The sequence below is a fragment of the Metabacillus indicus genome (assembly GCF_046603695.1).
GTDB classification, from domain to species: domain Bacteria; phylum Bacillota; class Bacilli; order Bacillales; family Bacillaceae; genus Bacillus_P; species Bacillus_P indicus.
Map to the genome: position 1 here is coordinate 2883126 of NZ_CP176757.1, position 25506 is coordinate 2908631.

Consider the following 25506-nt stretch of genomic DNA (forward strand, 5'->3'; position numbering starts at 1 on the left):
TCTATTAATAAACGGTTTCTTTAAAGAAAAATCCTGTATCGAGCGGTCGGTTTTCAGGCTGAATGTCTTCAATTTCTGAAAGAAGATCATCTTTTACATTTTCATACTCATCGCGGTCTTCCACGCAGAGATCGATTGCCTTGCGATATTTTTTGGTTACCTCAATCAAATACTCAGACGTTTGAAGGACACCGTCAATTTTGAATGAGTCAATGCCGGCATCAACCATGTCAGAGAGCTCATCTATGATGCACATATCGTTCGGGCTCATGATGTGCGTGCCGTTTTCATCCTCATAAATCGGATATTTGTTGCTGCGTTCTTTGTCGTGCAGGAACATCGCTTTTTCGCTTTGGATGTTTTCGATTTTCATTGCTTTTCCCTGGTATTCGAAGTAGTTTCCGATGAGGGAGCGTTTGGACTGGAACATGCATGTCATTCCGTGGACCTGAACTTCAATTTCCACTTCTGCCTGTTCTTTCGTGTCGATAATCGTTTCCATGCTTAACTCACGTGCAAGAACTGCCCGTTTTGCGCCTTTTCTTCCCCAATAATTGCATGTATACCAGTTTGTAGCCGTCGTTTCCGTATTCCAGTGAAGAGGAAGCTCAGGAGCAGCTTCTCTTGCCGCCATGAGAACGGCTGGATCTCCAAATAAAACAGCATCCACGTTGATTTCTTTCAGAAAACGAAGATAGTCATAAAGCTCTTCTACCTTTTCGTTATGAAAAATCGCATTCATAGCGGCGTACACTTTTACATTTTTCGAGTGGGCAATGGCGGTCGCCTCTCTCATTTGGTCACGGTTGAACTCACCTGCAAGTCTGAGCCCGAAGCGCTGTTCTCCGAGAACAAAAGCAGTGGCTCCTGCATCTGCAAGGGGGATTATATCTTCCATCTTGGTTGGTGTGACAATTAATTCCGGTTTATTCATCTTGTTCACCTCGTTTTATACTTACGGCCATTCCGTCTCCGACAGGAAAAATCGCTGTGTGATAGGAAGGATTTGACATCAGCCATTCATTATAGCTGCGGATTTTCCTGAGCAGCGCACGCCGTCTCCGGTGAAACGACATGTCCTCCTCTTCATTCGCAACAAGTCCTTTAAACAGGACGTTGTCCGTTATGATGCAGCCGCCTTCAGAGAGCATCGGCTCATACATTTCAAAAAATCTCATATACTGCCCCTTAGCGGCATCAATGAAAATCACGTCATACGGTCCTTTTTCTTCAATCTGCTCTTTCAGCTGGAGGGCGTCGCCGTGGAGAGCGGTTATTCTGTCACTGAGTCCGTTCTCCGTGATATTCTGGGATGCCTGTTTGTAGCGTTCTGCATTTCGCTCAGCCGTCACAATCTCCGCTTGCGGCAGCGCTCTGCACATGCGGATGGCAGAGTAGCCGATGGCTGTGCCGATTTCCAGTATTTTTCTTGGCTGTTTCAGCACAAGGAGACTGATCAGAACTTCGATCCCTGTCTTTTCCATAATCGGAACGACGTTTTGTTCTGCATATTCCTCCATCTTTCTGATGGATTCATCCTGCTCGGGAAGAAGGCTTTCTATATATGTTAAAATTGTATCGTTTTCCATTGTCTTCTCCTTTAAACGCCGCACTGGCGGGCGTTCAGGTCTATCTTATCTCATGAAAATAAGAGTTCTACCGAAGAACTCTTGGCTGTATTTATCGTTTTGTTTATCTCTGTCTTTGCAACTCGATATATTTTACCACAATAGAAAAGGGAATGCGAATTTTTTCGCCTTCCCCTGTTTCTTATTTATTCGTGATGTGTTCAGCTTTTGCTTTGTTATGTTCTGCAAGTGTTTTTGTGAAAATCACTTCGCCTTTTTTCGTTGCGAGGAAGTAGAGATAGTCCGTCTTGGCAGGCTCAATTGCCGCCTTAAGCGACTGGCTTCCCGGATTTGCAATCGGTCCCGGCGGAAGGCCCTGTACTTTGTACGTATTATAGGCTGATTCTACTTCTAGATCTTTGTAATACACGCGGTCTTTGTGCTCTCCAAGTGCATAAAGAACGGTAGGATCGGTCTGAAGCGGCATTTTTTTGCTGATGCGGTTATAAAAAACACTTGAAATCTTTTGCCTGTCAGCTGACTGTGTTGCTTCTTCTTCGATGAGAGATGCCATCGTCAAAAATCTGTGAACCGGCATGTTTTTTTCTTCCAGCTGGTCTGCATAAGGCTTGACCACTTCATCTGTTTTCTTGATCATTTCCTCTAAAATCAGATCAAGCGGAGGCTTTTCCTCATAAAACGGATAAGTTGCAGGATAAAAATAGCCTTCAAGCGGGTACTTAATATCCTGGCCGTAGATTTCTTTTGTCACGGTTTCCGGGTATTTTTTCTGCATAGCCGAAATAAATTCTTTGCTGTTCATTCTGTTCAGCACTTCTTTTTCAGGGTAGCCGGAATGCTTGGCAACCTGTGCTGCAATTTGTGTAAGCTGAATGCCTTCAGGTACGGGAATCTGAAACACAACATCTGTTATGACCCGGCCTGATTTGAGGCTTGCGATAATGTCTTCAAGTTCCATCGATGGGGTAAGTTTATAGTCACCCGCCTGAAAACCTGATTCGTTTTTAAATTTCACATAGTATTTGAAAACCCGTTTATCTTTAATAATCTTTTCTTCTTCCAGAATAGCCGCAATGGATGAGACAGATGAACCTATAGGTATCGTTACATTCACTGCTTTTTTATCTGTTTCATCAGCCGGCTCCAGCGCGGATTTGATATATAAATAGCCTCCGCCGATCAGCCCTGTCATAGCTATAAGCAGCACAGCGACAACAATCAGGACAATCTTCCGGATGACTCTTGCTTCCTGCTGTTTTTCCAGGAGTTTGTGCTGCAATGTATGTTTGTTCGAATCTCCCTCTGACATTATGGACGAGCTCCCCCTTTCATCATCATGATTATACTACATAATGACCATTTTTTCGCCAAATTCCACCACATTTTTACGGGAGCGCCTGTTCCATCCCGCACAAACAGAGAATTTCAAGTTCTTCTTTGTCAAGAGTGTTCCCTTAATACGGTTTAAAAAGCAAAAAAAATAAACCGTCAAATGACGGTTTACTTTTTATCTGACGATTTAGTTTTCTTCCTCTTCGTTGTCAAGAAATGTATTCAGCATTTCTTCTACAAGATCCCACTCTTCTTCTGTTTCGATCGGAGCAAGTTCCCCGTCAACGCCGTCTGCAGTAGGCTCGAAGCTGGATGCATGAATTTCGATTTCTTCCTCGTCATCCTGTTCGCCAAGCGGATAGTAAAGAACGTAAGACTTTCCGAACTCCTCCGAAGCGAAAGTGAAAAGAATTTCGCAAAGCTGCTCGTTGCCGTTTTCGTCTACTACTGTAATTTGTTTTTCTCCGTGTTCCATGTAAGTCACCTCATCTATAGTTTGCTGCCTGTTAGTTCAGGCTGTCAAGATAGCCCTGAAGGATCATGACGGCAGCCATTTTATCAATTACCTTTTTTCTCTTTTTTCTGCTGACATCCGCTGAGAGCAGAACACGTTCTGCAGCCATCGTGGATAATCGTTCATCCCAGAGGATGACCGGGATGCCGAAGGTTTTCTCAAGCTTTGATGCAAACCTCTGGCTTGCTTCTCCCCTTGGTCCGACCGTTCCATTCATGTTCTTTGGAAAACCGAGGACAAATTTCTCTGCATGATGCTCATTTACAATCTGAGTCAGCCTGGGAAGTCCAAAATTCCCTGCTGTTTCATCAATCTTGATTGTCTCGATTCCCTGTGCTGTCCAGCCAAGTTCATCGCTGACAGCGACTCCGATTGTTTTGGAGCCATAGTCAAGCCCGATAATTCGCATATTAATCCTCTCTATGATGGTGTAAGTACGATTTGACCAATTCCTCAATGAGTTCGTCGCGCTCAAGCTTGCGGATTAAATTTCTTGCATCGCGATGCCGCGGGATATAAGCAGGATCTCCGGAGAGAAGGTAGCCGACGATCTGATTGATCGGGTTATACCCTTTTTCCTTTAAGGCATCATAAACAGTGAACAGCACTTCATTTACGTTCGTCTCCACTGCTTCCTCAGAAAAATTAAACTTCATTGTTTTGTCAAAGGAACTCATCACACGCACCTCTTTCCCAGATTCGCTGTTTGAATCTGCTTGTCCATTCTTATTACCATTCTACACTAAGTATGGAAATTATAAAACGGATTTCCCTTGCAGGAAGAAAAATCAGACAGTTTTCATCCATTCTGAAGCATATTCCAGAGCGCTTTCAAGCTTTTCAGGTTCTTTTCCGCCTGCCTGAGCCATATCCGGACGTCCGCCGCCGCTTCCGCCGCAGCGTGCCGCTACTTCTTTGATCAGTTTGCCGGAATGATAGCCTTTCTTGACTAAATCGCCTGTAACACCAGCTGCAAGACTGACTTTCCCGTCATGGGCCGCACCCAGAATGACAACCGCTGATCCAAGTTTCTGCTTCAGCTCATCCACCATAGAACGCAGGCTGTTCATGTCTTTTGCACTTACCTTGCTTGCAAGCAGAGTGACTCCGTCAATTTCCGCAGCCTGGCTCAGTAAGCTTCCAGCTTCTACGTTACCCAGTTTTGCTGTCAATGATTCATTCTCCCTTTGAAGAGAACGAACTTCTAAAAGCAGGGCGTCAACACGGTTTGCAGCATCTTTCGGGCTTGATTTAAGTTTACCTGCAACGTCTGAAAGGATAGAAAGCTGATCTTTAACAAGCTGGTATGCGCCTTGTCCTGTTACAGCTTCAATTCTTCGGGTTCCGGCGCCAATTCCTGATTCAGCCACAAGTTTAAACATGCCGATGGACGCTGTATTGTCAACATGGCAGCCTCCGCAAAGCTCAAGGCTGTAATCGCCGACTTGAACGACACGGACAATATCTCCGTATTTCTCGCCGAACAGAGCCATTGCACCCATTTCTTTCGCTTCAGCAATCGGCTTAAGCTCAATATTCACTCCGATGCTTTTCCAGATCTGTTCATTGACGATCTGTTCAATTTGCTCAAGTTCCTCAGGCTGCACCTGACCGAAATGAGAGAAGTCAAAGCGGAGTCTTTCTCCTGTTACAAGAGAGCCTGCCTGATTGACATGTCCTCCAAGGACATCTTTAAGAGCCTGGTGCAAAAGATGTGTCGCTGTATGATTTTTAATAACGGCACTGCGTGTTTTTTCATCAACAGAAGCTGTTACCTCGTCATTTGTTTTCACTGTCCCGCTAACAACAATGGCCGTATGAAGGTTCTGGCCGTTTGGAGCTTTTTGGACATGCTTGACCTGAAGCTTAACAGCTTCACTTTCAATTGTGCCCTCATCTGCAATCTGTCCGCCGCTCTCTGCATAAAACGGCGTTTCATTCAGAATCAGCTGAACTTCTTCTCCTTCATGCGCTTCACTGATGATCTCGCCGTTTTTCAAAAGAACGGAAACAGAAGCTTTTGCTGTAAGGCTGCTGTAGCCGACAAACGTGCTGTCTGCTTTAATTTCTCCGAGCACTCCGCCCTGAACCTGCATGGAATCAACATCCTGCCTTGCAGCACGTGCCCGCTCGCGCTGGCCTTCCATCTCTCTTTTGAAGCCTTCATGGTCGATTTCCATCTGCTCTTCCTGTGCATATTCCTCTGTTAATTCAACAGGGAATCCGTACGTATCGTAGAGACGGAATACATCCGCACCAGGAATGACTGAGCTGCCTTTAGCTTTTTGGACTTTGACCACTTCTGATAGAATTGCCAGGCCGTCATTCAGTGTTTCATGGAAACGTTCTTCTTCGTTTTTGATCACCTTTTGGATAAATTCTGTTTTCGCCTGCACTTCCGGATAAAAATCAACCATAATTTCTCCGACAACCGGAACGAGTTCATACATGAACGGGCGGTTGATGGAGAGCTTTTTAGCATACCTCACAGCACGGCGGAGAAGGCGTCTAAGTACATAGCCGCGGCCTTCGTTAGAAGGAAGCGCTCCGTCACCGACTGCGAATGTCACTGTCCGGATATGATCGGCAATCACTTTGAAGGCTTCATCTTTCTCAGCATCCACGCGGTATTTTTCGCCAGATGCGTTTTCTGTTGCACCAATGATCGGCATGAACAGATCTGTATCGAAGTTAGTCGGCACATCCTGAATGACCGAAACCATCCGCTCAAGGCCCATGCCTGTATCAATGTTTTTCTTAGGCAGCGGAGTATACGTTCCGTCTGAATTATGGTTGAACTCAGAGAACACCAGGTTCCACACTTCAAGATAGCGCTCATTTTCACCGCCAGGATAAAGCTCAGGGTCCTGCGGGTCATTTCCGTATGATTCTCCTCTATCGTAGAAAATCTCTGTATTCGGTCCGCTCGGGCCTTCTCCGATATCCCAGAAGTTGCCCTCCAAGCGGATAATACGCTCTTCCGGAACACCGATTTTGTCTTTCCAGATCAGGAACGCTTCATCATCTTCCGGATGAATTGTAACCGAAAGCTTCTCAGGGTCAAAACCGATCCAGTTCTTGTCCGTAAGAAATTCCCAAGCCCATTCAATCGCCTCTACTTTGAAGTAGTCGCCGATGGAAAAGTTGCCGAGCATTTCAAAAAACGTATGATGACGAGCCGTTTTTCCGACGTTTTCAATGTCATTTGTGCGGATTGATTTCTGGGCGTTGCAAATTCTCGGATTTGCAGGAATCACCCGGCCATCAAAGTATTTTTTTAATGTAGCAACCCCGCTGTTGATCCATAAAAGAGACGGATCTTCATGCGGCACGAGAGATGCACTTGGTTCCACTGCATGCCCTTTTTCTTTAAAGAAGTCCAAGAACATTTGGCGTACTTGCGCTGAGGTTAGTGTTTTCATCTTTGTTCCTCCTTTTAAATGTCTGCAAATAAAAAACTCCCGCCTCTGTGAAAATCACGCTTGATTTTCACAGGGACGAGAGATTGCTCGCGGTACCACCCTGATTATAGACATAATAGTCCATCACTTCATTAAAACCGTAACGTGGTTTCACCGGCAGGGTTTGCCTGCACTCCGGAATAGCCTTCTGTTTCCCTTCATCTCAGAGCTCTCTCAGCGTACAAGCCCCTCTCTTGTCAGATGGTCTGAAACATACTCGTTCCTTCATCGTTTTCCTATTTGCGCTTTATACGCTGAATTATAGTTTAACGCCAACCCATTGTCAATGCTGTCTTCTCAGCTGCATGAGATGCATGAGTGTGACTTTCAGCACCGCAAGCACGGGAACAGCCAAAATCAGCCCGACGATGCCGGCTATTTCACCGCCGGCAAGCAAAGCAAGCATAATCACAATCGGATGCATGTGAAGGCTTCTCCCGACGATCAGCGGACCGAGAATGTTCCCTTCAATAAACTGCAGCGTGAAAATAATGGCCGCAACAATCAAGACGGTGTTTACAGACATCGATGCAGCAATAATGACAGCCGGAATGGCTCCGATGACAGGCCCAAAATACGGGATGACATTCGTAACACCAATCAGAATTCCGATAACGAGCGGATACTTAATATCAAAAAACCAAAGAGAAACAAACGCAAGAAGTCCAATAATCACACAGACGAGCAGCTGTCCTCTTATATAGCTTCCAAGCGACTGATCCACATCTCTGACAAATACGGAAGCCTCCGCCCTCCATCTTTTAGGAGTCAAATACCAGGCAGCTTTTTTCAGCTGCTCATAATCCTTCAGCATATAAAAAACCAGAAAGGGAATCAGCGCGAGAACCAGGACGTAATCAACAGCCTTGCCCAGACTGCTCAAAATTTTATCAATCCAGTAGGAAAACCAGGCTTCAATATTCTGAAATCCCTCTTCAATCCTTGTGTGTATTTCATCAGGGAACCGGTCCGTCTGGGTGTGAACCATCTCAAGCCAGCCCTGGTATTTTTGTTCAAGCACAGGGAAACTGGCCGATAATTCCTTCAGCTGAATAATCATCACCGGAATGCCTTTATAGAGGCCGTAGCCGACACCGCCAAAGAACAGGGTGTAGATGATCAGGATGGAAAGTGTCCGCGGAACACCTGTAGAGTGGAGCTTTTCAATGACCGGATGCAGCAAGTATGTAATAAAGCCTGCAATTAAAAAAGGGATCAGAACGGCCTTGAACATCATAAAAAAAGGATCCCATAAAACTCTCAGCTTTAAAAAAATGAAAACAGAAAGCAGGATCAGAAGGAATATCGCGATTCTAAGCAGCCATTTGACATATCGTTCTCTCAAGTTGCATCCCCTCCTCGTCTTTAGTTTGGTGATGGAGGGGGGAATTATTCATGGGCGGGAAAGAAGAATGAGTGCTTATTGTATTATGGCCGTTTGATTATACCCGTTCTCTTGGACTACAGTCACAAGATTACCGCTGGGAGGGATGGGAGCTCGTACTCGTACCCGTTCCCTTTCGCTCCACTGGATATCCTATACTTACGAAGTTCCTTTTTATAGGTATACAATTTTCTTTTTGCTCCCCTATATTTCCGCAACTTCATTTTATATGGATGCATTTTCGCTTTTTGCTGCCCCATATTTACGAAGCTTCTTTTTATAGGGCAGCATTTTTCCTTTTTGCTGCCCCTTATTTCCGAAGTTCCTTTTTATAAGGAGGCATCTTCGCTTTTTACTACCCTGTATTCCCGCTGCACCTTTTTATAAGAAGGCATTCTCGCTTCTTGGCAACTTTTACTCCCGCAGCTCCTACTAATACGATTGCATCCCCTGTACCCAAACTAAAAAGCAGCCAGGTCCCCTGACTGCTTTTCATCATGCGCGCATCAGAATAGTTTCTTGATGCGTTTTTTCATTTTTTTCATGTCCCGCTTTGAGACGGAAACACGGCCAAGTAAATCTGTAAGCATTGAGGTCATTCGCCGGTTCATACTCATTTCCCCCTTGCTGCGTTTACATGCTGATTGTTCGGTCATCATCTGAGAAAAGATCATCAAGAGAACTGAGCGAACCGTCCTCTTCCACCTGGTGGGTGAAAATCTGTCCTTTAGATACAGACAGCTCTATGAAGCATCCCCAGCAGTAATACTGGTTTACGCCGATTTTGCCTATATCTTTGCTTTTGCAATTCGGGCATTTCAACAATTTGGTGCACCTCGCTAATGAATAAAATCCATGACGATTGCATCTTTGCTGATCGTTAAAGTCCCCGGAGGATCAAGTTTCTTCTTTCCCTCCATCATGTCTGCAAAGAATCCGTCCGTCAGTTCATATGCTACAATGGTGCCCAAATGTTCAGAAAAATATACATCTGCGAGAAGACCAAGCTTCTCGCCCTCTGCAGAAAAAACCTCTTTGTATTGGATTCGGCGGCGTGATGTCAGGAAATAAGCTTCTCTGAATTCAGACAGCGATTTCAGCGTGCTTCTTCCTTTCATCATGATTCCGTCCTTGCCGATGGTGCAAATCGATTCACTCGGTACGATGCGCCCTTTTTTAAAAAAGCCTTTTTCATGCAGCAAAAGTCCGGTGAAACGGCCGTTTTTATCAAGACATGCATCACATACATACCCTGCTATATACCCGTCTTCCAGATCGACTACAGGAAGGCCTCTGAGCTCTGTGAATGTCCGCAGGAGAAACTCCCCCTTTCCGAACACTCTTAGATTCTGCTGTCTTCCATAAAGTCATACGGGGTAATGCCTTCCATTCCGATCATGGCATCTGCCGCGCCGAATGGAAGCTCTGACTCGAGCTCCTGTTTTTCTTCCTGCTTTTGCGACAGCTTCATGCGAAGGGACGTCTGCCGGCTCAGATGATCGCGGTTTTCGATACCCCTGAGAAGCGCATCCTGCTCTCCGCAAAGAATCAGAAACTGCTTACTTCGGGTGATGGCCGTATAAATAAGGTTCCGCCTTAGCATCCGGTAGTAGCTCTTCACAACCGGCACAACCACAATAGGAAATTCGCTGCCCTGGGATTTATGGATGGAGCAGCAGAACGCGTGAGTAAACTGAGTAAAATCTGATTTTGTATACGTCACTTCATTACCGTCAAAGGAAATGACGATCATATCTTCTTTTTCTGTGTTTTCCTTCGCATAAAAGATGGAGACAATCTCCCCGATATCCCCGTTGTACACATTGCTTTCAGGCTGATTGACGAGCTGAAGCACTTTATCGCCTGAACGGTACACCGTTTCTCCAAACTTCATTTCACGCTTGCCGGAGGATTTCGGATTGAACAGCTCCTGCAGCATCACGTTCAGCTGGTCTATGCCTGCAGGACCCCTGTACATAGGAGCAAGAACCTGCACATCGCGTGCGGTATACCCTTTCTTAATAGCATTCGCAATAACCTTTTCCACCACTTCTTTTACCTGCGTGCCGCTGCACCTGATAAAAGAACGGTCTTTCGTCGGGGCGGCAAGGTTTTCAGGAAGCCTCCCTTTTTTAATATCATGGGCAAGCTCAATAATGGATGATCCTTCTGCCTGTCTGTAAATATCCGTCAGTCGCACGACAGGAACGGCATCCGACTCAAGCAGATCACGCAAAACCTGGCCGGGTCCAACAGAAGGCAGCTGATCTTCATCCCCTACCATAATCACCTGAATCTGTTCAGGCAGGGCTTTAAAAAGCTGATGGGCAATCCAGGTATCCACCATGGACATTTCATCGACAATCAGGAGCTTGGCCCCGATCGGATTGTCTTCGCCGTGGTCAAAGCCTTCTGCCCCGTTCCATTTCAGCAGCCTGTGAATCGTGACGGCAGGCAGTCCCGTCGCTTCTGTCATCCGCTTTGCAGCACGTCCGGTAGGCGCCACCAATGAAATCGGAAAAGGCTCTTCTTTTTTATAATCCTTTGGGTCAAGAGAACACCCGTGCAGATCGGCATACAGCTCGACAATCCCCTTGATCACGGTCGTTTTTCCTGTTCCGGGTCCTCCTGTAAGAAGAAGCATCGGCGACATCAAGGCTGTCTGAATAGCCTCTTTCTGACTGGAAGCATACTGAACGTTCATCCGTTCCTCCAGGTTTCCAAGTGACAGGAGAAACTCTGACTCGGGAAAAAGACTGTCATACTCCGTTTGAAGAAGGACCCGTTGAATGCTTTTCACAAGCCCCTGCTCCGCAAAATAGAGCGATGGCAAGTACGTTCTGTCCTCTTCAATGATGATGCCTCTGTCTTCGGCCAGCTTAATAATCTGTGCTGAAATATCTGTTTCAATCACTCTGATGTCACTGGACTGATTCAGGAGATCCATTGCTTTTACAATAAGCTGTTCGGTTGAAACATATGTATGGCCTTCCTGAAGGCAAAGGTGCTCAATCGTGTAAAAGCAGGCTGCTTTGATTCGCTCTGGATGGTTTCCCCCAAGCCCCATGCGGCTTCCCAGTTCATCTGCCCGCACAAACCCGATGCCTTCAATATCCTTTACGAGCTGAAACGGGTTCTCCTGGATGATCTGTACCGTTCTGTCCTGATAGGCCTGATAAATTTTCATGGACAACTGCGGGCCAAATCCGAGCTGGTTCAGGATAATCATGGCCTGTTCAAGTCCCTGGTGCTCCTTCAGCTGATCGAGCAGCAGTTTCGCCTTGTCTTTGCCAAGTTTCGGGACCTTATCAAGAAGGGAGGGATCCTCCATCATTTTTGAAATGGCTCCTTCTCCAAGCTCGTCCACAATGGCTTCGGCCGTTTTTCTCCCAATACCTTTGAAAAGATCACTTGAGAGATACTGGATGACCCCGTCTCTCGTTTTAGGTATCTCTTTTCTGTAGTGCTCTGCCTGAAACTGCTGGCCGAATTTTGGATGCTGCGTGACCATCCCAAAGAAGGTGTACGTTTCATCTTCATGCAGAAGCGGAAAATAGCCTGTCACGGTCATCTCTTTTTGATCAATGTTTTCGCTCGTTTCAAGAACCTCCGTCTTCAGGACGGTGTAATGATTCTGCTCATTCTGAAAAATAACCGTGATGATTTTGCCTTTTAGAAACCGTTCCTGTTCCTGAAACAGATCCGCCTGTTGCTGCACAAGATCTCCTCCCCGCTACATCTCTTGCAATAATTGTTTCAGATTGGCAGCCATCGCGTGACCGGGCTGAATCTCAAGCGCGCGCTCAAGCATTTGGAGCGCTTTTTCAGGGTTTTCCTTAAAAGCGTAACCGACACCAAGATTGTAAAAAGCATCAGCATGTTCAGGGTCCTTCTCAGCGACAATGCCAAATTGCTTGATTGCTTCATCGAGCGCATCCTGCTGGGCAAGACAAAGGGCATATTGAAAACGTGCTTCTGTATCTTCTTCATTTAATTCTGCTGCTCGCTGCAAATAAGGAAGCGCCGGCAGCGGCTGTTCCGTCACCACATAGCTCATTCCGAGCATGAAGTAGACATCTGAATTGTCCATCCCTTTTTGTATCGCTTTTACGAACATGTTTTTCGCCTGCTCATAGCGTTCCTGATCGTAATAAACACTTCCTGCTCCGTAATAAGCCGTAGTTGCCTCTTCATCAAGCCCAATGGCTTTTTCAAAAAACGAAATCGCTTTTTCAGGTTCTCCCACAGCTGCAAGCAGGTTTCCGAAATTCACATAACAAACAGCATCATTCGGATTTTCTTCGATAGCTTCAGAAAAAAATCCTGCCGCTTTCTCAAAGTCGCCTTCCTGCATCGCTTCAATGCCCATTTTGTTTTTATCGCTCATCTTTGGCACTTCCTTTCTCTTTAAAAGAAAAACCTCAACCGTTGCTGTTGAGGTTTTCATAAGTCTGCATTATCCGACATACCAGATTTTATCATCTTTTTTAAACACTTCGTCTATGGTTCCGCCGCCAAGACACTCGTCTCCGTTATAAAAAACGACCGCCTGTCCTGGTGTAATGGCTCTTACCGGCTTATCAAAGATAACCTGTGCTGTTTCAGCATCCGTCATTTTAACTTGAACGGCATGATCTTCCTGACGGTATCTGAATTTCGCCGTGCATGTAACCGTGCCCTCAGGCATCTTTCCCGACACCCAGCTGATGCTTGTGGCAGTCAGAGAATCAGAATAAAGCAGATCATTGTCAAAGCCCTGATCAACGTAAAGAACATTTTTTTCGAGGTCTTTGCCGATGACAAACCACGGATCTCCGCTTCCGCCGATTCCAAGGCCGTGGCGCTGGCCGATTGTATAGTACATCAGCCCGTCATGCTTGCCTTTTACCTCTCCTGAAAGAGTCTGCATCAGGCCTGGCTGTGCAGGAAGGTATCCGCTCAGGAATTCCTTGAAGTTCCGTTCGCCGATAAAGCAGATTCCTGTGCTGTCTTTTTTGGACGCTGTCGCAAGGCCCGCTTCTTTTGCAATCTCGCGGACTTTGGATTTTGGAATATTTCCGATCGGGAACATCACTTTGGAAAGCTGATCCTGCGATAGCTGATTGAGGAAATACGTTTGATCTTTGTTTGCATCCGCGCCTCTCAGCATTTTATATTCGCCGTCCCGGAATTCAACCTGGGCGTAATGGCCTGTCGCAAGATAATCCGCTCCAAGAGAGATCGCATGCTCAAGAAACGCTTTGAATTTGATTTCCTTGTTGCACATGACATCAGGATTTGGCGTTCTTCCCGCTTTGTATTCATCGAGGAAATAGGTAAATACTTTGTCCCAATATTGCTTTTCAAAATTGACGGCATAATACGGAATACCGATCTGATTGCAGACCTGAATGACATCATCATAGTCTTCAGTTGCCGTGCAGACGCCGTTTTCATCCGTATCATCCCAGTTTTTCATAAAGATGCCGATCACATCGTATCCCTGTTGTTTTAAAAGCAATGCCGCAACGGAGGAATCAACTCCGCCTGACATCCCGACAACGACACGTGTGTCTTTAGGTGCTTTTTGCATCTTTTTCACCTCCATAGTTCCTTCTAAGCTGTAAGCCGCTTCACAATTCCTGCTGTAACGCGGGCCGTTTTTTCGATTTGATCAAGCGTATTCCCGTAACCGAAGCTGAACCTGATCGATGCTTTCGTCCGCTCATGATCGCCGTACATCGCAGTCAGCACATGAGAGGGTTCAATGGATCCTGCTGTGCAGGCAGAGCCGCTGGAAACGGCGATACCCGCAAGATCCATATTTACAAGCATTGCCTCTACATTTGTTCCCGGGAAATAAAGGTTCAGCACATGAGGAAGACTGCCTTCAAGTGTTCCGTTCACTTCAAACGAAACCTCTTCTTCCTTCAGTACTTCCATTAATTTCATTTTAAACTCTCTATATTGGGCAGCTTTTTCCTCTTTTGTTTTCAGAGCAAGTTCAGCTGCTGCCTTTAGTCCGTAAATGCCTGGAACATTTTCTGTTCCTGCGCGTCTTTTCAGTTCCTGCTCACCGCCGTAAGACTGCTGTTTAAGGGATATTCCTTCCCTCAGGTACAGAAATCCCGTGCCTTTCGGGCCGTTGATTTTGTGGCCGGAAGCAGAGAGCATATCAATTCCGCACTCTTTCACATCGAGGTCAAGAAGACCGTAAGCCTGAACAGCATCTGTGTGGAAAAGAGCAGGATGGTTTTTTAAAGCCATGCCAATCTCCTGAACCGGCTGAACCGATCCTGTCTCATTGTTTCCGTACATGATCGTCACTAGGATGGTTTCAGGCTTCAGTGCTTTTTTCAGTGCTTCGACAGATATGCTGCCGTCTGTGTCAACAGGCAGATAGGTAACCTCAAACCCCTGCTTCTCAAGGTTCTTGCATGTATTTAAAACGGCATGATGCTCAACCTGTGTTGTAATAATATGGTTCCCTTTATGGCGGTAAGCTGATGCAGCACCGAGGATTGCCATATTATCTGCTTCCGTGCCGCCGCTTGTGAAAATGATTTCTTTTGGTCTGGCATGAAGACTTGCCGCAATAACCGATCTTGCTTCATCAAGCAGCCTTCTGCTTTCACGCCCGAAACCGTGGATGCTTGAAGGATTTCCAAATACATTCTGCATATGCGGAACCATCTGCTCAATCACAGCGGGATGCATGGGTGATGTTGCAGCATGATCCAAATAAATTCTATCCACAGTAAACCCACCTTTTAAATATAAAACATGTAAGATTCCTGCTCATCATCCGTATAATTTGCAAGATCTTCAAGTGTTGTGCTGTCCAGTACATCTTTTACAGCATCTCGTATCCTTACCCATAAATGCCGCTTGGCAGGTTCTTCATCTTCCAGAACTTCAACAGGGCTTATAGGCCCTTCAAGCACGCGGATAATATCACCGGACGTAATAGCTGCCGGTTCATTGCCGAGCACATATCCCCCGTATGCTCCGCGGATGCTTTTAACAAGTCCCGCATTGCGCAGAGGTGCAATCAGCTGCTCAAGATAGTGTTCAGACAGGTCATGCGTCTGGGCAATGCTCTTTAATGATGTCGGCCCTTCGCCGTGTTTTTTTGCAAGCTCAATCATAATAGTAAGACCGTAGCGGCCTTTCGTTGAAATCTTCATTCTTCCACCCCTATTTATCTAACTGACTTGTTGAACCCTTTGTCTTTTTTCTGCTGTTCTCAAAAGCAGGGCATCGGTTGCCTTCTGGCAATACGGCAGAGTAAAGCCGATAATATAGCCGATTGACAGCGTACAGACGATTGTGCCGAAAAAGACCGGGCCCCCAAGTGACCAGCCTATAAGCAAAACAATCACTTCGATGCTGCTTCTGATCCTTGATACCTTCCATCCCGTTTTTTCAACCAGGGCAAGCATCAGCGTATCACGAGGCCCAGCCCCGCAGCCTGCTGAAATATATAACCCGATGCCATACCCCATGACCAGAATGCCGAGAAGCAGCATTCCGATTTTCCCGGCATAGCCGGCAGGCGTCTGCAAAAAGGGAATCATCATATATAAATCGATAAAAAGGCCAACTGTAAGCATATTCACAAACGCACCGGCCTGCGGCATCTTCTTTGTGAAAATGGATGACAGGAGAAGAATGCCTCCTCCTACAATAATTGCCCAAGATCCGATCGTTAAACCAAGCTGATAATACAATCCTATATGAAGAACATCCCACGGCGATGTGCCGAGGTCTGCTTTAATGGTCAGCACAATGCCGAAAGCCATGATGAGGAGTCCGGTAAAATAAATACTCCATCTCACTCTCAGCTCAGCAAGTGATTTCCCTGGACGCATACGTTCAAACGCCGCCTTTCAGTCAAGACCGTTTTCATTAAAATGAACCTAAGCCATTATAGCATATTTCCTATTACCCAAGCATTCAAATTGACTTATTAAGCATTTGGGGAGACAAATTGGTATACTGGAATGAAAGAGCTTGAACCACCCGGGAGTGATGGAAATGAAACCACTGGCATTCAGAATGAGGCCGGAATCAATTGATGAAATCATCGGACAGGAGCACCTGGTCGGAAAAGGCAAAATGATTGAGCGGATGGTTAAAGCACGGCACCTGAGCTCCATGATTTTGTACGGACCGCCCGGAATCGGCAAAACGTCCATAGCCACAGCCATAGCAGGAAGCACAAATACAGCTTTCAGAAAACTGAATGCTGTTGTTAATAATAAAAAAGACATGGAAATCGTTGCAGAAGAAGCCAAAATGTCAGGCAAAGTCATTTTGATTCTTGACGAGGTCCACCGCCTCGACAAAGCCAAACAGGATTTTCTCCTTCCCTATCTTGAGGACGGAAAAATCATTCTAATAGGAGCAACAACGAGCAACCCTTATCACGCCATTAATCCTGCCATCAGAAGCAGATGCCAAATCTTTGAGCTGAAGCCGCTCGAAGCGGACGATATTAAAAAAGCGCTGAACCGGGCCCTTCAGGATGACAAAAAGGGACTTGCCAAGTACAGGGCTGAAGTGGCGGACGACGCGCTCGATCATTTCGCCTCAAGCTGCGCAGGCGATGTAAGATCGGCATTAAATGCACTTGAACTGGCCGTCATTTCATCTGAGCCGGATGATGAAGGCATCATCCGCATTGATCTGAAAACCGCTGAAGAGTGCCTTCAGAAAAAGAGTTTTGTGCACGACAAGGACGGAGATGCGCACTATGACGTGCTCTCTGCTTTTCAAAAATCGATCAGAGGGTCTGATGTGAATGCAGCTCTTCATTATCTCGGAAGACTGATTGAAGCAGGCGACCTGATCAGCATTAACCGCAGACTGCTCGTCATTGCTTATGAAGATATCGGGCTTGCAAGCCCGCAGGCAGGAGCAAGAACACTTGCCGCCATTGAAGCAACAGAGCGCCTGGGCCTGCCTGAGGCAAGAATACCTCTTGCGAACGCAGTGATCGAACTGTGCCTTTCGCCAAAGTCAAACTCTGCCTACAAAGCGCTTGATGCAGCCCTAGCCGATATCCGTTCAGGCAAAAGCGGAGAAGTGCCTGACCACTTAAAAGATGCCCACTATAAAGGTGCCGGTAAGCTGGGCCGGGGCATCGACTACAAATATCCGCATGACTATGAAAACGGGTGGGTCAAACAGCAGTACCTCCCCGACTCCTTAAAAAAGAAAAAATACTACGAGCCAAAACAGACAGGGAAATTTGAACTGTCACTTGCCCAGATATACGAAAAGCTGATGAGGAACTAAAAAAGCAGGCAGGAAAACAATGGTTTTCCTGCCTGCTTCCTTTTTGTCTATTTATCGTTTACACGAGAAATTTTAATATCTTTCAGAAGGTCCATGATGACATGACCGCCCATGATCAATCCTGCTACGGATGGCACCCATGCATTGGATGAAGGCGGCATTTTAGCCTTGCGGATCTCCGCAGCGTCATTTCCTACCTTAACCCGGACATCTTCGCGGATCACAATCGGACTTTCATCAGAAAACACCACTTTAATTCCTTTTCTGATGCCTTCTTTGCGGAGACGAGTGCGGATGACCTTCGCAATCGGATCCGTGTGGGTTTTTGAAATGTCTTCAATTTTAAATCTTGTCGGATCGGTCTTATTTGCAGCGCCCATGCTTGAGATAATCGGAATCTCTCTTCTCAGGCACTCTTTCATCAGATGGATTTTATACGAAATCGTATCAGAAGCATCAATCACATAATCCAGTCCGTGGCTGAAAAACTCTTCATAGGTTTCTTCCGTATAGAACATCTTCAGTGCGATGACGTCACAATCAGGATTGATTTCTTTAATTCTGTCTCTCATCAGATCCACTTTTGGCTTCCCTACAGTCGACACAAGCGCATGGATCTGGCGGTTTACATTCGTGATATCCACATCATCTTTATCAACAAGCACAATACGTCCCACTCCCGAACGCGCAAGAGCCTCTGCCGAAAACGATCCGACTCCGCCGATCCCAAGAACAGCAACTGTGCTGTTTTTTAAAATTTCAATACCTTCTTTTCCAATCGCAAGTTCATTGCGTGAAAATTGATTCAGCAATCCTCTCAACTCCATTTATAGAATCCATGTCAGTATTTTTCCTGAAAATGAATATATCATACTTTCGGTGAAAAACAAGAGGGAATTCTTGATTGGGCAATGATCAGCAGCAGCTCGCACATGGATATTGGTGTCATTAATGCACCGATCTCCTATTTGGATGACACTATCATGTTTTTCAGTGCCACCAATACGATCTTTTCCTTCCTTGGTGGTACTTATCTCGTTTTTGAGTTCCACCAAGTCGCTCTCTTCCTTCTTTGATGGCACTTATCTCGTTTTTCATTACCACTAATTCGGTCTTCTCCTTCGTTGGTGGCACTTATCTCGTTTTTCAGTACCACCAATTCATTCTTCCCCTTCCTTGATGGCACTTATCTCGTTTTTCAGTACCACCAATTCGGTCTTCCCCTTCCTTGATGGCACTTATCTCGTTTTTCAGTACCACCAATTCGGTCTTCCCCTTCCTTGATGGCACTTATCTCGTTTTTCAGTACCACCAATTCGTTCTCCCCCTACCTTGATGGCACTTATCTCGATTTTCAGTACCACCAAATCGGTCTTCTCCTTCGTTGGTGGCATTTATCTCGTCTATAAGTTCCACCAAATCGACCTTCCCCATCCTTGATGGCACTTATCTCGTTTTTCAAGTGCTACAGTGCCCTCAAGTCCTTCGCAGAAAAATAAAAAGCCCCCACAAGCAAAAGCTCATGAAGGCTGTATGTTCTTATTCGGCAGAAGTCCCAATTGTGCCGTCGCGGCTATCTTGGTTTTGAACCCGCTCACAGCAGGTGGGTGTCCTGTTCCACGGGTGATAAGTCCTCTGATCGAATGATGAGGCATTTACACCGCAATGGAAACTTGAACTCCCGGATCAAGTAATGTTGGATCAAAACTAAGTGTACGACGTACACATCAGGACTTCTATTTATCTTGTAAAAAGATTACCACATTGGAACAGTCTTTTCAAGCAATTCCAAGTAGGCATTATTCACCCCTTTTAAGCTTCAGGGCAAGGTTAAGGTCGTTCAGCTGGGCTGTGCTCACTTCACTTGGCGCATGTGTAAGAAGGTCGCTTGCGCTTGCTGTTTTAGGGAACGCAATCGTGTCGCGAAGGTTCGTTCTGCCTGCAAGAAGCATGACGAGACGATCAAGGCCAAGGGCTATTCCGCCATGCGGCGGCGTTCCGTATTCAAATGCTTCAAGCAGGAATCCGAATTGCTCCGTCGCTTCCTCTTCTGAGAAGCCGAGCATTTTGAACATTTTCTGCTGAACATCTCTTTCAAAAATACGGATGCTTCCTCCGCCAAGCTCATAGCCGTTGAGTACAAGGTCATAAGCCTGTGCTTTCATTGCTGCCGGATTCGTTTCAAACAGCTCCAGATCTTCTCGTGCAGGCATTGTGAACGGATGATGGGCTGCGAAATAGCGCTGTGCTTCTTCGTCGTACTCAAGCAGCGGCCAGTCAATGACCCACAGGAAGTTGAATTTGCTTTCATCAATTAGGCCAAGCTCTCTTCCAAGTTTGAGGCGGAGGGCGCCAAGCGCATCTGCCACAACTGATTTCTTGTCGGCAACAAACAGCAGCAGATCTCCTGCTTCAGCTTCAGTTACCGTTCTTAGTGCCGCCTGCTCTTCTTCAGCAAAGAATTTTGAAATTGGGCCTTTCAGCTCCTGTTCTTCTGCTTTCAGCCATGCAAGTCCTTTTGCTCCGTACTGGGAAACGAACTCCGTCAATGCATCAATGTCTTTGCGGGAATAAGATGCTGCCGCGCCTTTAACATTGATGACCTTCACTTCTCCGCCGTTTGCGACAGCGCCGCTGAACACTTTAAAGCCGCTGTCTTTTACAAGCTCAGAAACATTTACGAGCTCAAGGCCGAAGCGTGTATCCGGTTTATCCGAACCATAGCGGCCCATCGCTTCGTCATACGTCATGCGCGGAAGCGGCAGGTCAAGTTCCACGCCTTTTGTTTCTCTCATGATGCGGGACATCATTTTTTCCATCAATGCCATGATTTCGTCCTGGCTCATAAAGGACATCTCAATGTCCACCTGAGTGAATTCAGGCTGGCGGTCTGCACGCAGGTCTTCATCGCGGAAGCAGCGGGCAATCTGGTAATAACGGTCGAAGCCGGAAACCATTAACAGCTGTTTGAAAATTTGCGGCGACTGTGGAAGAGCGTAAAACTCTCCTTCATGTACACGGCTCGGAACAAGATAGTCACGTGCTCCTTCTGGCGTGCTTTTTGTCAGAATCGGTGTTTCAACGTCTAGGAATCCGTTCTCGTCCAGGAAATTGCGGATTGATTTGGACACATTGTGGCGCATTTTAAACGTATCAAGTAGTGCAGGTCTTCTAAGGTCCAGATAGCGGTATTTCAAGCGCACATCTTCTGAAACCTCTTCAGATTTATCTTCAATCAGGAAAGGCGGGTTTTTTGCTGCATTGATGATGGAAGCTTTCTCAACCATAATTTCAATTTTGCCTGTAGCAAGGTTTGAATTCACCGTTCCTTCAGAACGCGCTGCGACTGTTCCTTCGATGTCAAGGACGTATTCGCTGCGGGCTTTTTCTGCAATTTTCAGCGCTTCCTCTGAAACTTCAGGATTTACGACAATCTGCACGATGCCCGTTCTGTCTCTCAGATCAATAAAAATCAGCCCGCCAAGGTCGCGTCGTTTTTGCACCCATCCTTTAAGTGTTACTTTTTCTCCGATTGCTGCTTCTGTTACTTCGCCGCAATAATATGTTCGTCCAAACATCATTTCTCTCTCCTTTTGACTATCCTTTTATATACGCTGCAAGGTCCTGCAGGGAAATTTCTTTCTGTTCGCCTGATTCCATGTTTTTTACAGAAATCATGTTCTTTTCAAGCTCATCTTCGCCAAGTACGGCAACGTATCTTGCATTAAAACGGTCTGCCGCTTTAAATTGAGCCTTCATTTTTTTATCATCATAATCCTTTTCAGCTGTCAGTCCCGCTTTGCGCAGCTCATATACAAGAGACACAGAGCGGTCTTTCGGCTTGTCGCCAAGCGTTACGACAAAGCAGTCGATCGACTGGTCTACAGGCAGTTCTACGCCTTCTGCATCAAGAGCGGCGAGCAGGCGTTCAATACTTAGAGCAAATCCGATCCCTGGCGTTTCCGGTCCGCCAATTTCCTGGACGAGGCCGTTGTATCTTCCTCCGCCGCAAAGGGTCGTAATGGCGCCGAACCCTTCTGCATCGCTCATGATTTCAAACGCAGTGTGATTATAATAATCAAGGCCGCGGACAAGATTCGGATCGACTGTAAAATCGATTCCAAGGTCTGTTAAGTATGCCTGAACCTTTTCAAAATAAGCGCGTGACTCATCGTTCAGATAATCCATAATGGATGGAGCGGTTTTCATCAGTTCATGATCACGGTCTGTTTTGCAGTCAAGGATGCGAAGCGGATTTTGCGTCAGTCTTTTTTGGCAGTCTGAGCAAAACTCCCCGATTCTAGGCTCAAAGTGGGCAATTAATGCTTCCTTATGAGCTTTTCTGCTGTCTGCATCTCCAAGGCTGTTGATGATGAGCTTCAGTTTCTTCAGTCCAACAGAGCGGTAAAGCTCCATTGCAAGGGAAATGACTTCTGCATCCATTGCGGGATTGCTGCTGCCGAGAGCCTCCACCCCGAATTGCACGAACTGGCGGAAACGGCCGGTCTGAGGACGTTCGTATCTGAACATCGGTCCAATGTAATAGAGCTTTGTCGGCTGTGCAGGCTGTGCATACAGCTTTTTCTCAACGAATGCCCGGACTGTTGAAGCCGTGCCTTCAGGACGAAGCGTGATGTTTCTTCCTTTGCGGTCCTGGAACGTATACATCTCCTTTTGAACGATGTCCGTTGATTCGCCTACCCCCCTCTGGAACAGCTCAGTGTGTTCAAAAACGGGTGTGCGGATTTCCTTATATTGATACAATTTGCATATTTCACGTGCTGTATTTTCAATATACTGCCAGCGTTCAACTTCTCCAGGCAGAATATCCTGCGTGCCTCTCGGTATTTGAAATGCCATGTTAGATTCCTCCGATTTTTTCAAAAAATAAAAAAACTCCCGCCCCTACATAAAAATGTAGGGACGAGAGTTTGTATCCCGTGGTGCCACCCTAGTTGAAGCAAAAAGACTGCTCCCGCTCAAAGACAGTTAACGCCTGTCACGTTCTCCTCCTACTAGATGCAAGTCCGTTCAGAGGGAAACCTAGAGAGTGTTCTCTTCATCAAGTCATCATGGGAAAGCTTACAGCCAAGGCTTTCCTTCTCTGGTCATGTGTCATCCTGATTACTCTTCTCCGTCATCGGTTCTGATTATGTAATTCCAGTTAAGATTTATATACTATCATACGAATGTTCCGTGACTTGTGTCAAGAGCGATTTACCCGTTTTTTTAATTTCTTTGCTTCTTTTGCGTTCATACCGTACTCTCCCGCGAGTTCATACAGGTTGGAATGCTGATCCTTCGTCAGTTCCCGGGAATTCACTCCGAAAATATCATGATTATTATAATGCGATCCTTCGCTTTTTTCACTGTGCCTCATTTTAATCTCCTTTACAGCAACTGTCTTTTCTCTAGTCTTTCCTGTTTAGCGAAAAAATATATCAAATGTCACAAGGGATATCCGATATAATAAAAGAATCTTTATAAGGTTAAGAACAAAAGCGCAAGCGCCTTGGTCAGATCCGATAGGCAGATAAGAATCTGTCAGAAAAGTCCGGGTTTGACTTTTATGACAGATTTGTTCTGACAGAGGATTTAGGCGCTGGAGCTGGACGAGGATAACTTTGTTATATTATCCACAACCTTACACTCTTTAAAATTTCCTTAATGATCCAAAAAAAGGAGGACCGGTCATTGTTTCGAAAAATTCTATATCCCGTCATTTGTGCACTGCTGCTTTTCAGCCAGCTGCCAATGATGCCGGGAACTGCGTCAGCTGAGCCGCAAAAAGCTGTAATCGCAGCGGACGGCCTCAACATCAGGAGCGGTCCGGGTTTAAGCTATCCGGTCATCGCAAGTGTAAAAAAAGGGGCCGTCTACAGCATTACGGATGAGAGCAAAGGCTGGTATGAACTGCAATTATCAGGCGGAAACAAAGGATGGGTTGCCTCTTGGCTAGTTACCCTCCAGAATAAATCCGCAGCTTCAAAAGAAAGCAATTCAGACGGCACGGTCATGTCGAATGCTGAGGATCTCAGAATCAGAAGCGGTCCCGGAACAAGCTTTCAAGTGACCGGCACCTTCGACAAAGGAAAAAAAGCATCATTCGTTCAGCAAAACGCCAATTGGGTTGAAATTTCCTTTAATGGAAAGCGCGGCTGGGTTTCAAGCCAGTTTGTCACCATCAGCAAGAAAACACAAACAGCTTCCCCGTCTCCATCAGGAACGAAAACAGGCAAGGTAAAGGCCACCTCACTCAACGTTCGGAATAAACCATCCACCTCGGCTTCAACTATTGGAAGCCTGAAGAAACATGCATCTGTTTCGATAACGGGAAATGATGGCGAGTGGCTGGAAATCCGTTATAATGGCCAAAGAGGATGGGTACATAGCGATTTCATTTCAACTGAAACAGAAAAACAGCCAGAAAAAACCGGACAGACAGGAAAAGTTACGGCAAGCTCCCTGAATGTCAGAAGCAGCGGAAGCCTGAACGGAAAAGTGATCGGGTCTGTTGCAAAAAACACACAGGTCACCATTCTTGAATCAGCAAACAGCTGGCTTCATATTCAATATTCAGGCAGTAAAAAAGGATGGGTTTCAAGCTCCTACGTTTCCCTCTCGTCAAAGGGAAAAACGGAAGAGAACAAAAGCGGCACATCAAAAGTCAGCATTCTGCAAAACGGCACAAACATCCGCAAAGGACCATCCACAAATGAAAAAATTGTAAGACGGGCAAATGCAGGCGAGCAGTTTTCTGTTGTCAGTAAAGTTGGCGACTGGTATAAAATCCAGCTTTCCGGCAGCACAACAGGATATGTAGCGGGCTGGGTTGTGTCTTCATCAGGCAGCTCCGTATCAAGGCCCGGCGGAGATGTAACGTCTTATTTAAAAAACAAAACAGTCGTTCTTGACCCGGGTCACGGCGGACGTGATGGCGGGGCTATCGGAACGAGAGGGACCCTTGAGAAAGATTTAACAATGTCTACTGCAAAACTTGTGTACGATAAACTGAAAGCATCAGGTGCCGATGTTCATCTGACACGCAGCAGCGACAGCTACATCAGCCTCAGCTCACGGGTCAGCACCGCTCACTACCGGGATGCAGATGCATTCATCAGCCTTCATTTTGACAGCATCGAAAACCGGAGCGTACACGGAATGACAACTTATTATTACAGCTCATCAAAAGACAAGCCTCTTGCCTCTCCCGTTCATGATGAACTGCTGAAGCAGGCCCGGCTTAAAGACCGCGGCACCAAATTCGGAGACTATCACGTCATCCGTGAAAACAGACAGCCGGCAGTCCTGCTTGAACTTGGCTATGTGAGCAACAGCGCTGAAGAACTCACAGTCAGCTCAGGCTCCTACCAGGAACGGGTTGCACAGGGCATCTATTACGGATTGGCCCAGTACTTCAAATAACAGCAAAACACCACCCAGGCGTCCTGGGTGGTGTTTTTTTTATTAGCAAATAAAATGCCGGGTCTCCCCGGCGTTCAGCTTTTTGATTCTAATATTAGCGTGACCGGACCGACATTTGTAAATGCTACGTCCATCATGGCGCCAAACTCTCCGGTTTGAACGCTGATGCCCTTGTCACGCAGCTTCTGGTTGAAATAATCATAGAGCGGCTGTGCGTGATCGGGTTTTGCTGCAGCCATAAAGTTCGGCCTTCTCCCTTTTCTGCAGTCACCGTAGAGCGTAAACTGCGAAATCGACAGGACCTCTCCGCCAACGTCAAGCAAAGAAAGATTCATTTTATCATCTTCATCTTCAAACACTCTGAGATTGGCTACTTTTTCTGCAAGGTAATCTGCATCCTGCTCATCATCGTCGTGTGTGACGCCGACAAGAAGCATAAACCCCTGTCCAATTTTTCCCACTGTTTCATTTTTGACTTTCACTTCTGCATCTTTAGCACGCTGTAAAACAATTTTCAAACCG

General features: G+C 46.2%; 23 protein-coding genes, 1 other RNA gene and 2 other annotated features. Of the genes, 2 read left to right on the forward strand and 22 right to left on the reverse strand.

The window, feature by feature from the left end; genetic code table 11:
* Positions 1-4: 4 nt before the first annotated feature.
* The 16 genes from ACK1LH_RS14865 to ACK1LH_RS14940 form a co-directional block, all read right to left on the reverse strand.
* Positions 5-934: a peptidase U32 family protein gene (locus ACK1LH_RS14865; RefSeq protein ID WP_203288197.1), complete on the reverse strand. Its 930-nt coding sequence runs from the start codon at positions 932-934 to the stop codon at positions 5-7.
* Entirely contained in the window at positions 927-1589 is a 663-nt protein-coding gene (locus ACK1LH_RS14870; RefSeq protein WP_203288199.1) for an O-methyltransferase, read from the reverse strand. The genes ACK1LH_RS14865 and ACK1LH_RS14870 overlap by 8 nt, the downstream gene beginning before the upstream one ends.
* Positions 1590-1770: 181 nt before the next feature.
* On the reverse strand, positions 1771-2898 hold the full coding sequence (gene mltG, locus ACK1LH_RS14875; protein WP_203288201.1) for an endolytic transglycosylase MltG: 1128 nt from the start codon (positions 2896-2898) through the stop codon (positions 1771-1773).
* Positions 2899-3108: 210 nt separating this feature from the next.
* A complete protein-coding gene (locus tag ACK1LH_RS14880) occupies positions 3109-3396 on the reverse strand; it encodes a DUF1292 domain-containing protein (RefSeq protein WP_029279476.1) in 288 nt (95 codons plus the stop codon).
* A gap of 31 nt (positions 3397-3427) precedes the next feature.
* Positions 3428-3844 (reverse strand): Holliday junction resolvase RuvX, encoded by a 417-nt coding sequence (gene ruvX / locus ACK1LH_RS14885; RefSeq protein ID WP_029279474.1) that lies wholly within the window; start codon positions 3842-3844, stop codon positions 3428-3430.
* A gap of 1 nt (position 3845) precedes the next feature.
* A complete protein-coding gene (locus tag ACK1LH_RS14890) occupies positions 3846-4112 on the reverse strand; it encodes an IreB family regulatory phosphoprotein (protein WP_029279472.1) in 267 nt (88 codons plus the stop codon).
* 111 nt (positions 4113-4223) lie between these two features.
* A complete protein-coding gene (gene alaS, locus ACK1LH_RS14895; protein ID WP_029566754.1) occupies positions 4224-6857 on the reverse strand; it encodes an alanine--tRNA ligase in 2634 nt (877 codons plus the stop codon).
* 68 nt (positions 6858-6925) lie between these two features.
* Positions 6926-7134: a binding site (T-box leader), on the reverse strand.
* Between the two features lie 45 nt (positions 7135-7179).
* Positions 7180-8241, reverse strand: a complete 1062-nt coding sequence (locus ACK1LH_RS14900; RefSeq protein ID WP_411333490.1) for an AI-2E family transporter — start codon at positions 8239-8241, stop codon at positions 7180-7182.
* 672 nt (positions 8242-8913) lie between these two features.
* The gene (locus tag ACK1LH_RS14905) at positions 8914-9105 is read right to left on the reverse strand and encodes a hypothetical protein (protein WP_029279465.1); all 192 of its coding nucleotides are present in this window, start codon (positions 9103-9105) and stop codon (positions 8914-8916) included.
* 14 nt (positions 9106-9119) lie between these two features.
* The gene (locus ACK1LH_RS14910) at positions 9120-9620 is read right to left on the reverse strand and encodes a PRC-barrel domain-containing protein (RefSeq protein WP_081414170.1); all 501 of its coding nucleotides are present in this window, start codon (positions 9618-9620) and stop codon (positions 9120-9122) included.
* Between the two features lie 2 nt (positions 9621-9622).
* Entirely contained in the window at positions 9623-11998 is a 2376-nt protein-coding gene (locus ACK1LH_RS14915; protein WP_029279461.1) for an ATP-dependent RecD-like DNA helicase, read from the reverse strand.
* 15 nt (positions 11999-12013) lie between these two features.
* Positions 12014-12667: a tetratricopeptide repeat protein gene (locus ACK1LH_RS14920; RefSeq protein ID WP_203288217.1), complete on the reverse strand. Its 654-nt coding sequence runs from the start codon at positions 12665-12667 to the stop codon at positions 12014-12016.
* Between the two features lie 69 nt (positions 12668-12736).
* Positions 12737-13852: a tRNA 2-thiouridine(34) synthase MnmA gene (mnmA, locus tag ACK1LH_RS14925; RefSeq protein ID WP_029279457.1), complete on the reverse strand. Its 1116-nt coding sequence runs from the start codon at positions 13850-13852 to the stop codon at positions 12737-12739.
* 23 nt (positions 13853-13875) lie between these two features.
* Positions 13876-15015: a cysteine desulfurase family protein gene (locus ACK1LH_RS14930; protein ID WP_029566758.1), complete on the reverse strand. Its 1140-nt coding sequence runs from the start codon at positions 15013-15015 to the stop codon at positions 13876-13878.
* A 14-nt stretch (positions 15016-15029) separates the two neighbouring features.
* Positions 15030-15446 carry a cysteine metabolism transcriptional regulator CymR gene (cymR, locus tag ACK1LH_RS14935; protein ID WP_029279454.1) on the reverse strand — a complete coding sequence of 139 codons (417 nt, stop codon included), beginning with the start codon at positions 15444-15446 and terminating at the stop codon, positions 15030-15032.
* 18 nt (positions 15447-15464) lie between these two features.
* Complete coding sequence (locus tag ACK1LH_RS14940) at positions 15465-16130, reverse strand: YczE/YyaS/YitT family protein (RefSeq protein WP_282032999.1); 666 nt, start codon at positions 16128-16130, stop codon at positions 15465-15467.
* Between the two features lie 166 nt (positions 16131-16296).
* Between ACK1LH_RS14940 and ACK1LH_RS14945 the strand changes: the two genes are divergently transcribed.
* Complete coding sequence (locus tag ACK1LH_RS14945) at positions 16297-17559, forward strand: replication-associated recombination protein A (RefSeq protein WP_029566760.1); 1263 nt, start codon at positions 16297-16299, stop codon at positions 17557-17559.
* Between the two features lie 47 nt (positions 17560-17606).
* Here ACK1LH_RS14945 and ACK1LH_RS14950 read toward each other — a convergent pair whose 3' ends face one another.
* From ACK1LH_RS14950 to ACK1LH_RS14970, 5 genes are all read right to left on the reverse strand, one after another.
* Complete coding sequence (locus ACK1LH_RS14950; RefSeq protein ID WP_411333491.1) at positions 17607-18371, reverse strand: ThiF family adenylyltransferase; 765 nt, start codon at positions 18369-18371, stop codon at positions 17607-17609.
* Between the two features lie 736 nt (positions 18372-19107).
* Positions 19108-19296: non-coding RNA, 6S RNA (ssrS, locus tag ACK1LH_RS14955), on the reverse strand.
* A gap of 62 nt (positions 19297-19358) precedes the next feature.
* On the reverse strand, positions 19359-21137 hold the full coding sequence (gene aspS, locus ACK1LH_RS14960) for an aspartate--tRNA ligase (protein WP_411333493.1): 1779 nt from the start codon (positions 21135-21137) through the stop codon (positions 19359-19361).
* A gap of 19 nt (positions 21138-21156) precedes the next feature.
* Complete coding sequence (hisS, locus tag ACK1LH_RS14965) at positions 21157-22419, reverse strand: histidine--tRNA ligase (RefSeq protein WP_029566762.1); 1263 nt, start codon at positions 22417-22419, stop codon at positions 21157-21159.
* 56 nt (positions 22420-22475) lie between these two features.
* Positions 22476-22709 (reverse strand) — a binding site (T-box leader).
* A 56-nt stretch (positions 22710-22765) separates the two neighbouring features.
* Positions 22766-22939, reverse strand: coding sequence for a hypothetical protein (locus tag ACK1LH_RS14970; protein WP_282033003.1), 174 nt, complete (start codon positions 22937-22939; stop codon positions 22766-22768).
* 314 nt (positions 22940-23253) lie between these two features.
* Between ACK1LH_RS14970 and ACK1LH_RS14975 the strand changes: the two genes are divergently transcribed.
* A complete protein-coding gene (locus tag ACK1LH_RS14975; protein ID WP_411333494.1) occupies positions 23254-24984 on the forward strand; it encodes an SH3 domain-containing protein in 1731 nt (576 codons plus the stop codon).
* A gap of 74 nt (positions 24985-25058) precedes the next feature.
* Here the strand turns inward: ACK1LH_RS14975 and dtd are convergent, their stop codons facing one another.
* A complete protein-coding gene (dtd, locus tag ACK1LH_RS14980) occupies positions 25059-25502 on the reverse strand; it encodes a D-aminoacyl-tRNA deacylase (protein WP_411333495.1) in 444 nt (147 codons plus the stop codon).
* Positions 25503-25506 lie beyond the last annotated feature (4 nt).

Excerpts from the sequence above, each read along its gene's own strand:
- ACK1LH_RS14865 (WP_203288197.1), bottom strand. The coding sequence starts at position 934 with ATGAATAAACCGGAATTAATTGTCACACCAACCAAGATGGAAGATATA.
- ACK1LH_RS14870 (WP_203288199.1), bottom strand. The coding sequence starts at position 1,589 with ATGGAAAACGATACAATTTTAACATATATAGAAAGCCTTCTTCCCGAG.
- mltG (WP_203288201.1), bottom strand. The coding sequence starts at position 2,898 with ATGTCAGAGGGAGATTCGAACAAACATACATTGCAGCACAAACTCCTG.
- ACK1LH_RS14880 (WP_029279476.1), bottom strand. The coding sequence starts at position 3,396 with ATGGAACACGGAGAAAAACAAATTACAGTAGTAGACGAAAACGGCAAC.
- ruvX (WP_029279474.1), bottom strand. The coding sequence starts at position 3,844 with ATGCGAATTATCGGGCTTGACTATGGCTCCAAAACAATCGGAGTCGCT.
- ACK1LH_RS14890 (WP_029279472.1), bottom strand. The coding sequence starts at position 4,112 with ATGAGTTCCTTTGACAAAACAATGAAGTTTAATTTTTCTGAGGAAGCA.
- alaS (WP_029566754.1), bottom strand. The coding sequence starts at position 6,857 with ATGAAAACACTAACCTCAGCGCAAGTACGCCAAATGTTCTTGGACTTC.
- ACK1LH_RS14920 (WP_203288217.1), bottom strand. The coding sequence starts at position 12,667 with ATGAGCGATAAAAACAAAATGGGCATTGAAGCGATGCAGGAAGGCGAC.
- mnmA (WP_029279457.1), bottom strand. The coding sequence starts at position 13,852 with ATGCAAAAAGCACCTAAAGACACACGTGTCGTTGTCGGGATGTCAGGC.
- cymR (WP_029279454.1), bottom strand. The coding sequence starts at position 15,446 with ATGAAGATTTCAACGAAAGGCCGCTACGGTCTTACTATTATGATTGAG.
- ACK1LH_RS14940 (WP_282032999.1), bottom strand. The coding sequence starts at position 16,130 with ATGCGTCCAGGGAAATCACTTGCTGAGCTGAGAGTGAGATGGAGTATT.
- ACK1LH_RS14945 (WP_029566760.1), top strand. The coding sequence starts at position 16,297 with ATGAAACCACTGGCATTCAGAATGAGGCCGGAATCAATTGATGAAATC.
- aspS (WP_411333493.1), bottom strand. The coding sequence starts at position 21,137 with ATGTTTGGACGAACATATTATTGCGGCGAAGTAACAGAAGCAGCAATC.
- hisS (WP_029566762.1), bottom strand. The coding sequence starts at position 22,419 with ATGGCATTTCAAATACCGAGAGGCACGCAGGATATTCTGCCTGGAGAA.
- ACK1LH_RS14970 (WP_282033003.1), bottom strand. The coding sequence starts at position 22,939 with ATGAGGCACAGTGAAAAAAGCGAAGGATCGCATTATAATAATCATGAT.